The following is a 16000-nucleotide window of genomic DNA, read 5'->3' as shown; positions in this document are numbered from 1 at the left end:
AAGGACTCAGCTCAATATGGAGACCGTTCCCAAGTATTTCAAGGCGCGTGACAGATTGTCGCTGTCCAGGCTGTCCAACCAGTGCAAATCGCTCCAGCTACGCAACCAGGTGAACTGGCGCTTCGCCAATTGGCGCGTGGCAATGATGCCGCGCTCCTGCATTTCGGCTGACGTCAGCTTGCCATCCAGATGATCCCAGACTTGGCGGTAACCTACAGCACGTATCGAAGGCAGCCCTGGATGCAGGTCACCTCTGGAACGCAGTGCTACGACCTCGTCCACGAACCCCTGTTCCAACATAATTGTGAATCTTTGTGCAATTCGGTCATGCAGCACCTGGCGATTTGCCGGAGCGATGGCCAGATTCGCCACAGTATAGGGCAATTGTGAGTGTCCAGATGCGCCTGCGTCAGCACTTTGCGCAGATTGTCGCTGCCGATGCTCGGTCATTGTCTGACCGCTCACACGCCAAACTTCCAGGGCACGAGTCAGGCGTTGGGGGTCATTGGGGTGAATGCGCGCGGCGGACACAGGGTCCACCACCGCCAACTGGTCGTGCAGGGCTTGCCAGCCAAGGCGATCAGCCTCTTCTTCAAGTTCGGCGCGCACTTGAGGATCGGCGGGCGGCATATCTGCCAGACCTTCCTGCAAAGCCTTGTAGTAGAGCATTGTGCCGCCCACCAGCAGCGGAATATTACCCCGCGCGGTGATCTGCGCCATGGCGGCCAGGGCATCAGTACGAAAATCGGCTGCCGAATAGCTCTCACTGGGATCGATAATGTCGATCAATCGGTGCGGATACTCGGCCAGCAGCTCTTTTGAGGGCTTGGCGGTGCCAATGTCCATGTCCCGGTAAACCAGGGCAGAGTCGACACTGATCAGCTCGCACGGCAACACCTTGGTCAGCTCAATGGCCAAGTCGGTCTTGCCGGCGGCCGTCGGGCCCATCAGGAAGATGGCGGGGGGCAAGGCACTCATCAACGGCCGCGCAAGAACAGTTTGTCCAAATCGTCCAGGCCCATTTGGGTCCAGGTCGGTCGGCCATGGTTGCATTGCCCGCTGCGCTCGGTATTTTCCATATCGCGCAGCAGTCCGTTCATTTCCGGCAGGGCCAGGCGGCGATTGGCACGAATCGCGCCGTGGCAAGCCATGGTGCCGAGTAGCTCGTTGATATGCGCCTGGATGCGGTCACTGGTGCCGTATTCCATCAGGTCAGCCAGCACGTCAGCCACTAGCCGGTTGGCCTCGGCCTGCTTGAGCAGTGCAGGAATCTGGCGAATCGCCAGGGTTTCCGGACCCAGGCGCTGTAATTCAAAGCCGAGTTTCTGGAACACGCTGTGGTGCTCTTCGGCGCAATCAGCTTCGCGCTGGCTGACTGCCAAGGATTCCGGCACCAACAACGGCTGCCCACTGAGACCTTCACTGGCCATGGCGATTTTCAAGCGCTCGTACATGATCCGCTCGTGAGCGGCATGCATGTCCACCAACACCAGTCCATGGGCGTTTTCCGCGAGGATGTAGATGCCCTTGAGCTGCGCCAGCGCGTAGCCGAGTGGCGGAATATCCCCGCCGCCTTCCGGCAAGGCGACTGAGCCCGGCTCGGCACCCGGCAAGGGCGCAAAAAATTCGCGATAGGCCGCCTGGGCCTCAGCCACCGGCACGGCCGATTGCGGCCTCGGGGTGTATTGATACTGATAACCCGCCCCCGAGCCGGAGCCAGGAGCCGTGTACGAAGGCTGGGGCTGCGGCGATTGCAGCAGATTGGCTGCCAGACTCATTTCACCCTGGGGGCCAAATTCACCGGCCTCCGGGCCGCTCGGACGGACCATTGCCGTCACAATCGGCGCCGACAGCTGATCATCCGGCCGCACATCGCCCAAGGCACGGTGCAGAGTGCCGTAGAGGAAGTCATGCACCATGCGCCCATCACGAAAACGCACTTCGTGTTTGGTCGGGTGCACGTTGACGTCAACCACCGACGGGTCGACCTCAAAAAACAGCACAAATGTAGGATGCCGTCCGTTGAACAGCACGTCGCGATAGGCCTGGCGCACCGCATGGGCAACCAGTTTGTCGCGCACTGCGCGGCCATTCACAAAGAAATACTGCAAGTCAGCCTGGCTCCGGGAGAAGGTCGGCAAACCGACCCAGCCCCACAGCCGCAAACCATTACGTTCGATTTCAATCGGCAGCGCCTGCTCCAGGAACCCCGCGCCGCAGATAGCCGAAACACGCCGGGCACGCGCCGCATCATCATGGGCCTCGTGCAGGCTGAGGATCGTCTTGCCGTTATGGCGCAGGTGGAATGCCACATCAAAACGGGCCAAGGCCAGACGCTTGATGACTTCTTGCAGGTGATCGAATTCGGTTTTTTCGGCTTTGAGGAATTTGCGCCGCGCCGGGGTATTGAAGAACAGATCGCGCACTTCCACCGAAGTGCCCACCGGGTGCGCAGCCGGCTGGACCCGAGGCGCCATGTCGCGGCCTTCGGTTTCCACCTGCCAGGCCTGGTCGGCACTACGGGTGCGAGAGGTCAGGGTCAGGCGAGCCACGGAGCTGATGGAAGCCAAGGCCTCACCGCGAAAACCCAGGCTCATCACCCGTTCAAGGTCTTCCAGATCGCGAATCTTGCTGGTGGCGTGACGGGCCAGGGCCAACGGCAGGTCATCGGAAGAGATGCCGCTGCCGTCGTCGCGTACCCGCAGCAGTTTGACGCCGCCCTGCTCCACATCGACGTCGATGCGCTTGGCACCAGAGTCGATACTGTTTTCCAGCAATTCCTTGATCACCGAGGCAGGACGCTCAACAACCTCGCCCGCCGCAATCTGGTTGGCAAGGCGCGGGCTGAGCAGTTCAATGCGCGAACCGCTATTCAAGACTGACTCGCTCATTATTGCGCCGCCAATTCAGTGCCGGGGATGGTCAACACCTGCCCGACTTTCAGCTCATCGGTTTTCAGATTATTGGCGCTGCGCAAGGTAGCGGCCGAGACCTGGAAACGCACCGCCAACATCGCCACGGTGTCGCCGGGTTGCACGCGATGGTCACGCGGGCCTTGGGCGATTTTCCCGGAGTCGCGCAGCCAGGCGATATAAGTGCCCGGCGGTGGGTTCTGCTGGAAGAACTGGCGAATACCGGCGCTGATTGAGCGCGCCAACGCCTGTTGATGGCCGGAGCTGGCCAGCTTCGACGCTTCGTTGGAGTTGGAGATAAACCCGGTTTCCACCAGGATCGATGGAATGTCCGGCGACTTCAGCACCATGAATCCGGCTTGTTCTACACGCTGTTTGTGCAGCGATGTCACACGTCCGATGTTGCTCAGGACTTTCTGGCCGACGTTCAGGCTGGAAGTCAGCGAAGCCGTCATCGACAGGTCAAGCAATACCCCGGCAAGCATCTTGTCCTTGTCATCGAGGGACACGTTGCCGGCCCCACCGATCAAGTCGGAACGGTTTTCACTGTCTGCCAGCCAACGGGCGGTCTCGGACGTAGCGCCGCGATCCGACAGGGCAAACACCGAGGCACCGAAGGCGGCGGCTGACGGTGCGGCGTCGGCGTGAATCGATACGAACAGGTCGGCGCCCTTCTTACGGGCGATTTCGGTGCGGCCGCGCAGCGGGATGAAGTAGTCGCCGGTACGGGTCAGCTCGGCGCGATAGCCTTTCATTGCGTTGACCTGGCGCTGCAGTTCGCGGGCGATGGCCAGTACCACGTCCTTCTCATGTTGGCCGCGCGAGCCGGAGGCCCCCGGGTCTTCACCGCCGTGGCCAGCGTCGATCACCACAATAATGTCGCGCTTACCGGCTGGAGCAGGCGGCGGCGGAGGCAACTTGACCTGCGGTTGCGACGGGTTGACCGGCACTGCCGGCACGGTCGCGACGGTCGGAGTTGGCGCAGGCGGCGGCGCAGCATCGGCGGCGTTGTCGAACAGGTCGACCACCAACCGGTTGCCATATTGAGCGTTCGGCGCCAGCACAAAACTTTTCGGGGTCACGGCCTTTTTCAGGTCGATGACCACGCGCAAATCGGTCGGCGTACGTTGGGCCGAGCGCATGGCGGTAATCGGGGTATTGGCGGTGGACACTTTCAGCGGCGCGGCCAGGGTCGCACCGTTGATATCGATCACCAGGCGATCAGGCGACGACAGGGTAAAGACACTGTGCTGGACCGGGCCAGACAGGTCGAACACCAGTCGCGTGTTATCCGGCGCTCGCCACAGGCGAACACTTTTCACCTGCGAAGCAGCCAGAGCATTGACAGTTATTGCCGCAAGCAACACCCCTACGACAGCAACCAACGCGCGAAAGCGCATACCTAACCCCACCAATTATTTGAATTCCAATGCCAAAGCGGCGCACCACGACTGGCCGCGCGCGCCCTGGGGCAACAACTTCAGCTGACGTCCGTGATCATGCGGCGTAATGGTAATGGTCAGGTCCGGCTTTGGCAAAAAGCCTGTGCCTTTATCTGGCCACTCAATCAGGCACAACGCGTCTTCGTCGAAGTAATCACGGATGCCCATATACTCCAGCTCTTCAGGGTCCACCAGGCGATAGAGGTCGAAATGGAACGCTCGCACGCCACCAATTTCGTAGGGTTCCACCAAGGTGAACGTCGGACTTTTTACCGCCCCCGTGTGGCCCAAGCCGCGAATAATCCCTCGGGAAAGCGTGGTCTTGCCCGCCCCCAGGTCGCCTTCGAGAAAGATCAGCCCTGCACCGGCCGTGACCTGGGCAATGCGATGACCGAACGCGACCATGGCGTCTTCATCGGCCAGGAAAAGGGTTACTTCAGACACGGCGACTGCTCCTCCAGCAATTGACGAATGGCAGGTATCAGGTCGCTGGCGGCCAAACCTCGACCCAAGGTGCCTTGGCGATGCCCCGCGGTGGCGTGCAACCAGACGGCCAGGCAACCGGCGTCATAAGCAGGCATGCCCTGGGCCAGTAATGCGCCCACCAGACCGGCCAATACATCACCCAACCCCGCCGCGGCCATCGCCGGATGGCCCTGATCACATCGCGAAACACGCCCGTCCGGGCTGGCAATCAAACTGCCAGCACCCTTGAGGATAGCCACTGCATTGAATTTCTGGCTCAAAGCGCGCGCAACCTTAAGTCGATCGGCCTGAACCTCGGCTGTCGATATCCCCATCAAGTGTGCCGCCTCGCCAGGATGTGGGGTGATTACCGAATTGGCGGGCAGGCTCACGCTACTCGTGGCCAGTTGGTTAAGGGCGTCGGCGTCCCAAACTTGTGGCTGTTTGGCGTTGGCGGCGACGGATAACAGGCTTTTACCCCACGAAGCACTGCCGAGGCCCGGGCCAATGACGATCACCGAGATCTTTTCCAGCAACCCCATCAACTGATTGGCGGAGCTCACACCTACGGTCATGACTTCCGGCAAACGAGCCAGGGCGGCGGGCACATGCTCAAGGCGGGTCGCCAGCGACACCAAGCCTGAGCCACTGCGCAAGGCGCTTTCTGCACTCAGCAGCGCAGCGCCGCCAAAGCCGCGGTCGCCACCAATGACTAACAAGTGGCCGAACTGACCTTTATGGGCGTCCGGAGAGCGTGCAGCCAGTTGCGGCAAATGACCGTGCAACAAGGGCTGAACGTCAGTTATTGCGTGTTTTGTCTGCAGCATGCGTCTTCAAGCTCCGATGTCTGGCAGAATTATACCTATCTAACCTGCGGTTTCCCTTGTCTCATGCCTGCCATTACCACCGATCTGCCCGCCCTCGCCCAATCGATCAAAGACTGGGGCCGCGAGCTGGGCTTTCAACAAGTCGGCATCAGCGGCCTTGACCTGGCCGAGCATGAACAGCACCTGCAACGCTGGCTCGACGCGGGTTACCACGGCGAGATGGAGTACATGGGCGCCCACGGCAGCAAACGCTCCCATCCCGATGAACTGGTGCCGGGCACCTTGCGCGTGGTGTCGCTGCGCATGGATTATCTGCCAGGCGACACCCACATGGCGCAACTGCTGGCAAAGCCGGAAAAAGCCTACATCTCGCGTTACGCACTGGGCCGCGACTACCACAAGCTGATCCGCAAACGCGTGCAGCAACTGGCTGATCGCATTCAGGCGCAGATTGGTCCATTCGGTTTTCGCGCCTTTGTCGACAGCGCGCCGGTGCTGGAAAAAGCCATCGCCGAACAGGCCGGTCTCGGCTGGATCGGTAAAAACACCCTGGTACTCAATCGCAAAGCCGGCAGTTATTTCTTCTTGAGCGAACTGTTTGTCGATTTGCCGCTGCCCGTCGACGCACCCCATAGCACCGAACATTGCGGCCGCTGCACCGCGTGCCTGGACATCTGCCCTACCAACGCCTTCGTCGGCCCTTACGTGCTAGACGCCCGGCGCTGCATTTCCTACCTGACCATCGAACTCAAGAGCGCGATCCCCGAAGATTTGCGCCCATTGATCGGCAACCGGGTATTCGGCTGCGATGACTGTCAGATCGTTTGCCCGTGGAATCGTTTCGCGCGCGCCACCGACGAAGGCGATTTCAAGCCACGGCATAACCTGGATAACGCGGAGCTGGCCGAACTATTTATGTGGGACGAAGATAAATTCCTCAGCAGCACCGAAGGCTCACCGCTGCGCCGCGCCGGTTATGAGCGCTGGCTTCGCAACCTTGCGGTGGGTCTGGGCAATGCGCCATCAAGCATTCCGGTGTTGGAAGCCTTGAAGGCGCGCCGGGATTACCCGTCAGAGCTGGTACGCGAACACGTGGAGTGGGCGTTGAACCAGCACGCCACACGTTAATGCACGTCGTCGTTGTAGACGAACTTGGGCATTTCCCAGTGAAAACGGATGGCCAGCAGGCGCAATAAAAAGCCGCTGAACAGGGTCAGCAGAATCGCTTGCTCACTGGGCAGCTCCAGATAAAGGCAGAGCATGTAAAACCAGGCAGCGAGGAACGACACGCTGGCGTACAGCTCGCGACGGAAGATCAGTGGAATATCGTTGCAGAAAATATCCCGCAGGATGCCGCCGAATACCCCTGTAATCACCCCGCTGACCGACGCCACCAGCATGCCGTGCCCCATTTCCAGGGCGGTCATGCAGCCGATCAAGGTGAAGGCCACCAGCCCCACGGCGTCCAGCGCCAGAAACAGCGAGCGCAAACGCCGCATCAACGGCGCGATAAAGATCGTCACCAATGCCGCGATGGAGGTCAGCACCAGGTATTCCGGGTGTTTGACCCACGTCAGCGGGTAATGCCCCAGCAATACGTCACGCACCGAACCACCGCCCAGGGCAGTGACACAGGCGATCAGTACCACGCCAAACCAATCCATGCCGCGCCGACCGGCGGACAAGGCGCCGGTCATCGCTTCGGCGGTAATGGCGATGAGGTAGAGCATCAACAGCATGATGGCAATCCAGACAAATAGGCGCGCAGTCTAATCATTTGGTGATGGCACCAAAAGAGGGCGACCCGCAATCTGCAACATCAAGCCTTGATGAAATGCTTGCGGTAGTGCTGCAACTCGGCAATCGACTCACGAATATCGTCCAACGCCAGGTGCGTGCTGCCTTTATGGAAGCTGTCTTTGACTTCCGGCGCCCAGCGCGCAGCCAGTTCCTTGAGCGTCGACACGTCCAGATTGCGGTAGTGGAAATAGCTTTCAAGGCCCTTCATATGGGTATAGAGGAAGCGACGGTCCTGGCAGATGCTGTTACCGCAGATCGGCGACTTGCCCTTCGGCACCCATTTTTCCAGGAAAGCGATGGTTTCAGCTTCGGCTTCAGCCATGCTGATACGGCTGTCGCGCACGCGCTGGGTCAGGCCGGAGTTGCCATGGGTGCGAGTGTTCCACTCGTCCATGGTGGCGAGTACGGCGTCGCTGTGATGAATGGCGATCACCGGACCTTCGGCCAAGGTGTTGAGGTTGCTGTCGGTGACAATGGTCGCCATCTCGATGATGACGTCGGTGTCGGGGTTCAGACCGGTCATTTCCAGATCGATCCAAATCAGGTTCTGTGGGTTTTGCATGGCTCTATTCTCTTGGCACCTTGGCGTAGCTGCGCAGTTTAGCAGGCAGGGGCGTGCTAGACTCGCGACCGTTTTACCTAACCTTTGCATTATCGACACGGAACACCAATGGCCAAACGCCAGCTCAATCGTCGCCAAAACTGGCGCATCGAAAAGATTCAGGGTGAACGCGCTGCACGCGCCGCCAAACGTGAATCCTCCGCCGTAGAAGCGCTCGAGGGCGGCGACCTGGGTCCTGAACAAACGGGCCTGGTGATCGCGCACTTTGGTGTGCAGGTCGAAGTCGAGGCGCTGGAAGGCGAACTCGCGGGCCAGGTGTTCCGTTGCCACTTGCGCGCCAATTTGCCTGCGCTGGTCACCGGCGACAAAGTGGTCTGGCGGGCCGGCAACCAGGGCATCGGCGTAATCGTCGCCCAGTTGCCGCGCACCACCGAACTGCGCCGCCCGGACAGCCGCGGCCAGCTCAAGCCGGTGGCGGCCAACGTCGACATGATCGTGATCGTGTTCGCGCCGCTGCCCGAGCCCCATGCCAACCTGATCGACCGTTACTTGGTCGCGGCTGAGCATGCCGGCATTCGCCCGCTGTTGCTGCTGAACAAATTCGACCTGATCGACGAACAGAACGCTCCGGCGCTCAATGCCCTACTCGCGGTCTACCGCACGCTGGGTTACCCGGTGCTGGAAGTTTCGGCGCATCACGGCAATGGCATGGAACAGCTGCAACAGCAGTTGGACGGCCACATCAGTGTGTTTGTCGGCCAGTCGGGCGTGGGCAAGTCATCGCTGGTCAACAGCCTGCTGCCGGAAGTCGAAACCCGTGTTGGTCCGCTGTCGGAACTGTCCGGCCAGGGCACCCACACCACCACCACCGCGCGGCTGTTCCATTTCCCGGGCGGCGGTGAGTTGATCGACTCCCCGGGTATTCGTGAATTCGGCCTCGGCCACGTCAGCCGCAGCGATGTGGAAGCGGGCTTCATCGAGTTCAACGACCTGATCGGCACCTGCCGCTTCCGCGACTGCAAACACGACCGCGAACCGGGCTGTGCACTGCTCAAGGCGCTGGAAGATGGCCGTGTGCAGCAGCAGCGAATGAACAGTTATCGCTCGATTATTGCGAGCTTGCCTGAGAGCAGTTACTAAACCGCACAAACAAAAAGGCCGCGATCATCGCGGCCTTTTTGCATGGGGATTACGACCCCTTCGCAGGCACCGTAGGGTCTTTCACTCCACCATCATCAAACAGGTTCAGCTTCTGGCGCAGCTCATGGGCAGGCAACGGCTCCTGACCTGGCGGAATGGCGTTCGGATCGGCTGGCACTTCGCCTGGCGCGCCCGCTCCAGGAGTCGGCACCGGCGGTGTTGCACCTTGATCGCCTTCAATCGCGCGCTGGGCCTTTTTGGTCAGCACGACGATATCAATACGACGGTTAACCGGATTGAACGGGTCCTTGGGATCAAACAGCTGCGAGGAGGCAAAACCCACCACGCGCGCCACTTGCGGGTCCGGATAGCTGCCCGCTACCAGCGCACGGCGTGCGGCGTTGGCACGGTTGGCCGAGAGCTCCCAGTTGCCGAAATCACCCTGGCCCGCATACGGTTTGGCGTCGGTGTGGCCGCTGATGCTGATCTTGTTCGGCACCGCCTTGATGGTGTCGGCCATGGCCAGCAAGATGTCTTCAAAGTACGGTTTCAAGCGTGCGCTGCCGGAGTCGAACATCGGCCGGTTGGCGGCGTCGGTGATCTGAATGCGCAAGCCTTCCGGGGTGATCTCGAAGGAAATCTGATCTTTGAATTTCAGCAACTGCGGATTTTCTTCAACCTTGGTCTGCAACTCTTGCAGTAACAGCTCCAGGCGCTCCTTCTCAACCTGCTCGGCCATAGACTCGACAGTGTCGCGCTCGATCGGAATATTTTCCTGGGGCGACTCGGTCTTGATCTCGGGGTTGATGGTGCGTTCAGGTGCCAACTGCGGCGAGCCACCCAAATCGATTACAAAAGGCGTACCACTTTCCGAGAAGCCAATCGGGTCTTTGAAGTAACCGGCGATGGCGATCTTCTGTTCAGGCGTGGCAGTGGACATCAACCACAGCACCAGGAAGAACGCCATCATCGCCGTCGCAAAGTCGGCAAAGGCGATTTTCCAGGCGCCACCATGGTGCCCCGCAGCGAAGCGCTTGACGCGCTTGATGATTATCGGCTGGTTGTTTTCCATGATTTAGCGACCGCGAACCGCTTGTTCCAGCTCGGCAAAACTTGGGCGATGTTTCGGGTACAGCACCTTGCGCCCGAACTCCACCGCCAGCGACGGCGGCATGCCGGACGCCGAAGCCACCAGGCACGCCTTGATCGCTTCGTAGAGGTTGACCTCTTCCTTGGCATCATGAGCCAGGGAAGTGGCCAGTGGGCCGAAGAAACCGTAGGCCGCGAGAATACCGAAGAAGGTACCCACCAGGGCCGCACCCACGTGCATACCGATGGCCTTCTGGTCGCCTTCGCCCAGGGATGCCATGGTCACCACGATACCGAGTACCGCCGCAACGATACCGAAACCGGGCATGCCGTCGGCGATGCCGGTCACGGCGTGGGACGGGTGCTCCAGCTCTTCTTTAAGGCTGAACAGCTCCATGTCGAACAAGCCTTCCAGCTCGTGGGGAGCCATGTTGCCGGAGGACATAATGCGCAGGTAATCACAGATGTAGGCGGTCATGCGCTCATCTTTGAGCACCGCCGGGTACTTGGCGAAAATCGGGCTGGCGGCGGCGTCTTCGATGTCGCCTTCGATGGCCATCATGCCTTCGCGGCGGCTCTTGTTGAGGATCTCGTAGATCAGCCCCAGCACTTCCAGATAAAAGGTGTGGGAGAAGCGTGAACTGAACATGCCCAGCGACTTCTTGATCACGTGCAAGGTCATGTAGCCGGGGTTGGCCTGCAAGAATGCGCCAAACGCGGCACCGCCGATAATCAGCACTTCGAAAGGCTGGATCAGCGCGGCAATTTTACCGTGGGACAGAACGTACCCACCGAGCACGCTTGCGATGACGACGATGATGCCGATAATTTTAGCCATAGGGGATCTGTACTTGCGCCGTCGGGTTCATGGACATATTGGGTGCAGCTGAAAACTCTTGTTCTACTTATCGGCAAAACTGCGCCAGACTATAGCCCGTTAAGGCGAAAAGCCAGTTCAGCCCTTTCCGGGCGTGTTGACCGCAAGTGATGATCGCGCCCCAATCATGGCTAATGAAACGACAGTCCCAACTGCAAAACCCACCACCCTCGCCGCTTGGATCAAGCGCCTGGACGACGTGCGGCTGCCTGTTCCCCAGGCCAGCCACGAACGCGTGTGCAAAGCCATTCGCGACAACCGCAGCTCATTACGAGACATTGCCGAGCTGATGCAAAACAGTCCGGCGCTGGTGCTCAGCGTCATGCGCGAGGCGAACAGCCACACCCACGGCAGCATGGCGGAACCGGCGGAGAACCTCGAAGTCGCGCTTAACCGCCTCGGCTTGAAACGCGCCGAAGAATTGCTCGCGCGCCTGCCCTCGGTGCCTGCCAATGAAATCCCTGTGACCTTGCGCCAGCTGTTGCTGGTAAGTCAGCACGCATCCCAGCAAGCCAGCGGCTTGTTTGCCAGTCGCCTGGCGCGGCTGTGGCAAGACATTCACTGGGGCAGCCTGCTGTTTCTGTCACCGCTGTGGCCGATGGCCGTCGCCTACCCCAAGCTCTTGGAAGAGTGGGAGTTGCGGGTTATCCACAAAGGCCAATCGGCGCGCCAGGTCGAGCAAGCGTTGTTCGGCGTACGCCTGCTGGACCTGTGCCTTGGTTTGACCGAAGCCTGGCACCTGCCGATCTGGGTATCCCAGGGCTACCACCTACTGCTGACCGAGCAGCGTTTGCTGGTCAAGGCGCTGCATATTGCCCGCGAAGATGACGCCTTGCGCCACCAGCAATTGCTCGACGCTGAACCTAACCTGCGCCGCTGGCTGAACCAGCCGGCCAACACCGTGCTGCTGGCCAACGGTTTGGCGATGTCAGCCCAGGAGTCCTGGACCTGCCCGCACACCGAGCGCTGGCAATACCTCACCGCACTGTACCTGCAAGAGCCGCTGGGTGACGTGCAACAGCAGGTTCACCAGCACGCGGTGACCAGCGCTCGCACCACCTTGATGCCCGACCTCTGGCATCCGGCGCTGTCGCTGATCTGGCCGTGGCACGTGCAAAAAATCCATCGCGGCCTGTTGCCAGCACCGCCACCCACTGCCGAGGCTCTGGCCGTGTGGCGCAAGCGCTGTACCGAACTGCTGGTAGAACCGAGCCGCTTTGCTAACGCCATGCACCTGACCACCTGCGCCAAGGAAGCCTTGGTCGCCAGTGGCATGCAGCGGGTATTGCTGTTCATGGCGGATCGCGCCTTGAGCACCTTGCGCGTACATCAAGCCGACGGTTTGCCGAAGGATGCCGCGAACTTGAGCCTGGATGTGGTCAACAGCACGCTGCTACAGCGCCTGCTGGAGAAGTCCGCCCAGGTACGCCTCACGCCGGACAACCACGCGCAGTTTTCCGCGCTGCTGCCGCCGATCCTGCGTCGCCTGTTCACCGGCGAGCATCTACTGTTGCGCTCGCTGAGCTGCAATGGTCGCGTGGTGATGTTGATGGTCGCCGACCAGGGCGGCGGGCCGTTCTCGGAAACCACCGTGCAGGCCTTCGGCAAAACCGCCCAATGCATCGAAAAAGCCCTGCACAGCTTTACCAACCGCAGCGCCTGATGCTTGCGCTACAATCGCCCTCTTTCTATCGCCAACATTTGTGCCCAGGAGACCTCACATGCCTGACTTCTCTGGCTTGCCGCTGGTGATCGAATCCAGCGACCTACTCGGTCGCCTCGATGCCGAGCACCTGATTCTGGTGGACCTCACCAGTGCCGCCCGCTACGCCGAAGGGCATATCCCCGGCGCGCATTTCGTTGACCCCAAGCGTACCCAACTGGGCCAGCCACCGGCACCCGGTTTGCTGCCCCATAAGTCGGATCTGGAAAAACTCTTCGGCGAACTGGGCCACACCCCGGACGCGACCTACGTGGTCTACGACGACGAGGGCGGCGGTTGGGCCGGGCGCTTTATCTGGATGCTCGACGTGATCGGCCACCAGAAATACCACTACCTCGACGGCGGCCTGCTGGCCTGGCTGGAAGGCAAACACCCGGTCTCCACCGACGTGCCCGCCCCCGTTGGCGGCCCAGTCAGCCTGACGCTGCACGACGGCCCTACCGCCACCCGCGAATACCTGCAAAGCCGCCTCGGCGCGGCTGACCTGGGTATCTGGGATGCACGCGGCCCACTGGAATATTCCGGCGAAAAAGTCCTCGCGGCCAAGGGGGGTCACATCCCCGGCGCAGTGAACTTTGAATGGACCGCAGGCATGGACAAGGCGCGCAACCTGCGCATCCGCCGCGACATGCCGCAGATCCTCGAAGACCTGGGGCTGACCAAAGACAAAGAAATCATCACTCACTGCCAGACTCACCATCGCTCTGGCTTCACTTACCTTGTGGCCAAAGCGCTCGGTTATCCGCGAGTCAAAGGCTATGCCGGTTCCTGGGGCGAATGGGGCAACCACCCCGACACCCCCGTTGAGATTTAAGGTTTAAGGACACTTCATGAAAAAGCAGTTGTTTATCCTCAGCCAGTACTTGCTGCCGCATCACTTGCTGTCGCGCTTGGCCGGCTGCATCGCCGAGTGCCGCGTGCGCTGGTTCAAGAACGCCTTCACCAGTTGGTTCGCCAAGCGCTATCAAGTGGACATGTCCCAAGCCCTGGTTGAAGACGTGACCGCCTACGAGCACTTCAACGCCTTCTTCACCCGTGCACTGAAAGACGGCGCCCGCCCGCTGGATCAAACCCCCGGTGCGGTGTTGAGCCCGGCCGACGGCGCGATCAGCCAGCTTGGCCCGATTGAGCATGGCCGTGTGTTCCAGGCCAAGGGCCACAGTTTCAGCGTGCTGGAATTGCTGGGTGGCGATGCTGCCTTGTCCGCACCGTTCATGGGCGGCGACTTCGCGACTGTTTACCTGTCGCCGAAGGACTACCACCGTGTGCACATGCCACTCGCTGGCACCCTGCGCGAGATGGTCTACATTCCGGGCCGCATCTTCTCGGTGAACCAGACCACCGCCGAAAATGTGCCAGAGCTGTTTGCCCGCAACGAACGCGTTGCCTGCATTTTCGACACCGAACGCGGGCCAATGGCTGTGGTATTGGTCGGTGCGATGATCGTGGCTTCGATTGAAACCGTGTGGGCCGGGCTGGTGACGCCGCCGAAACGTGAGCTGAAAACCTTCCGCTACGACGAAGCTGCCCGCGCGCCGATTCACCTGGAGAAAGGTGCGGAGTTGGGCCGCTTCAAGCTGGGTTCGACCGCGATCGTATTGTTCGGGCCAGACCAGGTTAAGTGGGCAGAAGAGTTGGTGGCGGGTACGCCGGTGCAAATGGGTCAAGGCATCGCATTGCCAAAGGCCTGACCCTTTGATCGTTCCCACGCTCCGCGTGGGAATGCATCCGGTGACGCTCCGCGTCACGCCTTTAAAAGCTGACGCGGAGCGTCATGGGCGGCATTCCCACGCAGAGCGTGGGAACGATCAATTGGGTTTAGAGCTGACCATCACGGTCGCGAAAGCCCAGCAGATACAACACACCGTCCAACCCCAAGGTCGAAATCGCCTGCTTGGCTGACTGCTTCACCAGCGGTTTGGCGCGGAACGCCACGCCCAGCCCGGCAATCGCCAGCATCGGCAAGTCATTGGCGCCATCGCCGACCGCAATGGTCTGCTCCAGACGCAAGCCTTCCTTGTGGGCCAGTTCCTTCAGCAGATCCGCCTTGCGCTGTGCGTCGACAATCGGCTCTACCGCCACGCCAGTCACTTTGCCATCCACCACTTCCAGCTCATTGGCGAACACGTAGTCGATGCCCAGCTTGGCCTGCAATTGCTTGGCGAAGTAGGTGAAGCCACCGGACAGGATCGCCGTCTTGTAGCCCAGGCGCTTAAGTTCGGCGAACAGGGTTTCAGCGCCTTCGGTCAGGCGCAGCGACGCGCCGATCGAATCCAGCACGCTGACATCCAGGCCTTTGAGCAGCGCCAGGCGCTCCTTGAAGCTCGCGCGAAAGTCCAGCTCACCGGCCATCGCGCGCTCAGTAATCTCGGAGACCTGTTCACCCACACCGGCGGCTTTGGCCAACTCGTCGATGACTTCGGCCTCAATCAACGTCGAGTCCATGTCGAACACCGCCAAGCGACGGTTACGGCGGAACAGTGAATCTTCCTGGAAGGCGATATCGACATTCAGCTCTTGGGCGACGCTCAGGAATTCAGCACGCAAGGCTTGCGGATCAGCCGGTTCGCCACGTACGGAGAACTCGATGCACCCCTTACCCTTATCGGCTGGGGTGTCCAGCGGCATACGACCCGACAGACGGTCGATGTGGTCGATATTCAAACCGTACTGCGCCGTAATAGAGCTGACGCGTTGCAGTTGTTCGGCGGTGACCTTGCGAGTCAGCAGGGTCACGATGTGGCGTTTCTTGCCCTGACCGGCGACCCACTGCTGGTAATCCTCTTCGGACACCGGAGTGAAACGCACCTGTTGATCCAGCTTATACGCCGTAAACAGGATGTCTTTCAGTACAGAAGACGCCTGCTCGGTGCTCGGGATTTCCACCAGGATGCCAAACGACAGGGTGTCGTGAATCACCGCCTGACCGATGTCGAGAATGTTCACACCACCCTGGGCCAGAACACCAGTAATGGCTGCGGTAAGACCCGGGCGGTCAACACCAGTGATGTTTATCAGGACAATTTCGCGCAAAGCGCACCCCCAGGCTGGAAAAAAATCGCATTCTACCCACTTTCAGTGACCACCGGGCACAGCCAGCGCTTTGCCGGTTCCAGGCCTGTCGCTATACTGCGCGTCAACTTCACGGACAAAAGAGCCGAGC

At 60.5% G+C, this 16000-nt stretch carries 15 protein-coding genes; 5 read left to right on the top strand and 10 right to left on the bottom strand.

Translation table 11 applies throughout. The features are described 5' to 3' along the window. Positions 1-6 precede the first annotated feature (6 nt). From miaA to BFL40_RS01645, 5 genes are read right to left on the bottom strand one after another with little or no spacing between them, the layout of a single operon-like run. Positions 7-978, bottom strand: a complete 972-nt coding sequence (miaA, locus tag BFL40_RS01665) for a tRNA (adenosine(37)-N6)-dimethylallyltransferase MiaA (RefSeq protein WP_071482777.1) — start codon at positions 976-978, stop codon at positions 7-9. Beyond that, positions 978-2891, bottom strand: coding sequence for a DNA mismatch repair endonuclease MutL (mutL, locus tag BFL40_RS01660; RefSeq protein WP_071482776.1), 1914 nt, complete (start codon positions 2889-2891; stop codon positions 978-980). The genes miaA and mutL overlap by 1 nt, the downstream gene beginning before the upstream one ends. Continuing rightward, entirely contained in the window at positions 2891-4312 is a 1422-nt protein-coding gene (locus BFL40_RS01655) for an N-acetylmuramoyl-L-alanine amidase (RefSeq protein ID WP_071482775.1), read from the bottom strand. Before BFL40_RS01655 ends, mutL begins: the two co-directional genes overlap by 1 nt. Positions 4313-4327: 15 nt before the next feature. Then, positions 4328-4798 (bottom strand): tRNA (adenosine(37)-N6)-threonylcarbamoyltransferase complex ATPase subunit type 1 TsaE, encoded by a 471-nt coding sequence (tsaE, locus tag BFL40_RS01650; RefSeq protein WP_071482774.1) that lies wholly within the window; start codon positions 4796-4798, stop codon positions 4328-4330. After that, the gene (locus BFL40_RS01645) at positions 4786-5646 is read right to left on the bottom strand and encodes an NAD(P)H-hydrate dehydratase (RefSeq protein ID WP_071482773.1); all 861 of its coding nucleotides are present in this window, start codon (positions 5644-5646) and stop codon (positions 4786-4788) included. The genes tsaE and BFL40_RS01645 overlap by 13 nt, the downstream gene beginning before the upstream one ends. A gap of 63 nt (positions 5647-5709) precedes the next feature. On the opposite strand from BFL40_RS01645, the gene queG reads away from it, so the two are divergent. Next, on the top strand, positions 5710-6774 hold the full coding sequence (queG, locus tag BFL40_RS01640; protein ID WP_071482772.1) for a tRNA epoxyqueuosine(34) reductase QueG: 1065 nt from the start codon (positions 5710-5712) through the stop codon (positions 6772-6774). Here queG and BFL40_RS01635 read toward each other — a convergent pair. Next, positions 6771-7388: a trimeric intracellular cation channel family protein gene (locus BFL40_RS01635; RefSeq protein ID WP_174555606.1), complete on the bottom strand. Its 618-nt coding sequence runs from the start codon at positions 7386-7388 to the stop codon at positions 6771-6773. The two genes, queG and BFL40_RS01635, sit on opposite strands and share 4 nt — an antisense overlap. A 77-nt stretch (positions 7389-7465) precedes the next feature. Then, positions 7466-8008: an oligoribonuclease gene (orn, locus tag BFL40_RS01630; RefSeq protein ID WP_003171343.1), complete on the bottom strand. Its 543-nt coding sequence runs from the start codon at positions 8006-8008 to the stop codon at positions 7466-7468. Between the two features lie 108 nt (positions 8009-8116). Between orn and rsgA the strand changes: the two genes are divergently transcribed. Further along, positions 8117-9148: a small ribosomal subunit biogenesis GTPase RsgA gene (gene rsgA / locus BFL40_RS01625; RefSeq protein ID WP_071482771.1), complete on the top strand. Its 1032-nt coding sequence runs from the start codon at positions 8117-8119 to the stop codon at positions 9146-9148. Between the two features lie 49 nt (positions 9149-9197). On the opposite strand, the gene motB is transcribed toward rsgA, so the two are convergent. Further along, the gene (gene motB, locus BFL40_RS01620; protein ID WP_071482770.1) at positions 9198-10220 is read right to left on the bottom strand and encodes a flagellar motor protein MotB; all 1023 of its coding nucleotides are present in this window, start codon (positions 10218-10220) and stop codon (positions 9198-9200) included. 3 nt (positions 10221-10223) lie between these two features. Beyond that, positions 10224-11075: a flagellar motor stator protein MotA gene (motA, locus tag BFL40_RS01615; RefSeq protein ID WP_071482769.1), complete on the bottom strand. Its 852-nt coding sequence runs from the start codon at positions 11073-11075 to the stop codon at positions 10224-10226. 166 nt (positions 11076-11241) lie between these two features. Here motA and BFL40_RS01610 point away from each other — a divergent pair, with 166 nt between their 5' ends. The 3 genes from BFL40_RS01610 to asd are packed head-to-tail and all read left to right on the top strand — an operon-like array spanning position 11242 to position 14528. Further along, complete coding sequence (locus BFL40_RS01610; protein WP_071482768.1) at positions 11242-12777, top strand: HDOD domain-containing protein; 1536 nt, start codon at positions 11242-11244, stop codon at positions 12775-12777. Between the two features lie 58 nt (positions 12778-12835). Then, positions 12836-13651 (top strand): rhodanese-like domain-containing protein, encoded by an 816-nt coding sequence (locus BFL40_RS01605; protein ID WP_071482767.1) that lies wholly within the window; start codon positions 12836-12838, stop codon positions 13649-13651. A gap of 16 nt (positions 13652-13667) precedes the next feature. Further along, a complete protein-coding gene (gene asd / locus BFL40_RS01600) occupies positions 13668-14528 on the top strand; it encodes an archaetidylserine decarboxylase (RefSeq protein WP_071482766.1) in 861 nt (286 codons plus the stop codon). Positions 14529-14655: 127 nt separating this feature from the next. Here the strand turns inward: asd and serB are convergent, their stop codons facing one another. Then, positions 14656-15870 carry a phosphoserine phosphatase SerB gene (serB, locus tag BFL40_RS01595; protein WP_071482765.1) on the bottom strand — a complete coding sequence of 405 codons (1215 nt, stop codon included), beginning with the start codon at positions 15868-15870 and terminating at the stop codon, positions 14656-14658. Positions 15871-16000: the final 130 nt, after the last annotated feature.

Origin of the sequence: Pseudomonas costantinii (assembly GCF_001870435.1) — a bacterium.
In the GTDB taxonomy this organism is placed as follows: Bacteria; Pseudomonadota; Gammaproteobacteria; order Pseudomonadales; family Pseudomonadaceae; genus Aquipseudomonas; species Aquipseudomonas costantinii.
The sequence above is the reverse complement of the archived record's forward strand: the minus strand, read 5'-3'. Positions and strand labels throughout refer to the sequence as shown.

Bases quoted from the DNA above. Each gene is read 5' to 3' on its own strand.
- miaA (WP_071482777.1), bottom strand. From the start codon at position 978: ATGAGTGCCTTGCCCCCCGCCATCTTCCTGATGGGCCCGACGGCCGCC.
- mutL (WP_071482776.1), bottom strand. From the start codon at position 2,891: ATGAGCGAGTCAGTCTTGAATAGCGGTTCGCGCATTGAACTGCTCAGC.
- BFL40_RS01655 (WP_071482775.1), bottom strand. From the start codon at position 4,312: ATGCGCTTTCGCGCGTTGGTTGCTGTCGTAGGGGTGTTGCTTGCGGCA.
- BFL40_RS01645 (WP_071482773.1), bottom strand. From the start codon at position 5,646: ATGCTGCAGACAAAACACGCAATAACTGACGTTCAGCCCTTGTTGCAC.
- queG (WP_071482772.1), top strand. From the start codon at position 5,710: ATGCCTGCCATTACCACCGATCTGCCCGCCCTCGCCCAATCGATCAAA.
- orn (WP_003171343.1), bottom strand. From the start codon at position 8,008: ATGCAAAACCCACAGAACCTGATTTGGATCGATCTGGAAATGACCGGT.
- rsgA (WP_071482771.1), top strand. From the start codon at position 8,117: ATGGCCAAACGCCAGCTCAATCGTCGCCAAAACTGGCGCATCGAAAAG.
- motB (WP_071482770.1), bottom strand. From the start codon at position 10,220: ATGGAAAACAACCAGCCGATAATCATCAAGCGCGTCAAGCGCTTCGCT.
- motA (WP_071482769.1), bottom strand. From the start codon at position 11,075: ATGGCTAAAATTATCGGCATCATCGTCGTCATCGCAAGCGTGCTCGGT.
- BFL40_RS01610 (WP_071482768.1), top strand. From the start codon at position 11,242: ATGGCTAATGAAACGACAGTCCCAACTGCAAAACCCACCACCCTCGCC.
- BFL40_RS01605 (WP_071482767.1), top strand. From the start codon at position 12,836: ATGCCTGACTTCTCTGGCTTGCCGCTGGTGATCGAATCCAGCGACCTA.
- asd (WP_071482766.1), top strand. From the start codon at position 13,668: ATGAAAAAGCAGTTGTTTATCCTCAGCCAGTACTTGCTGCCGCATCAC.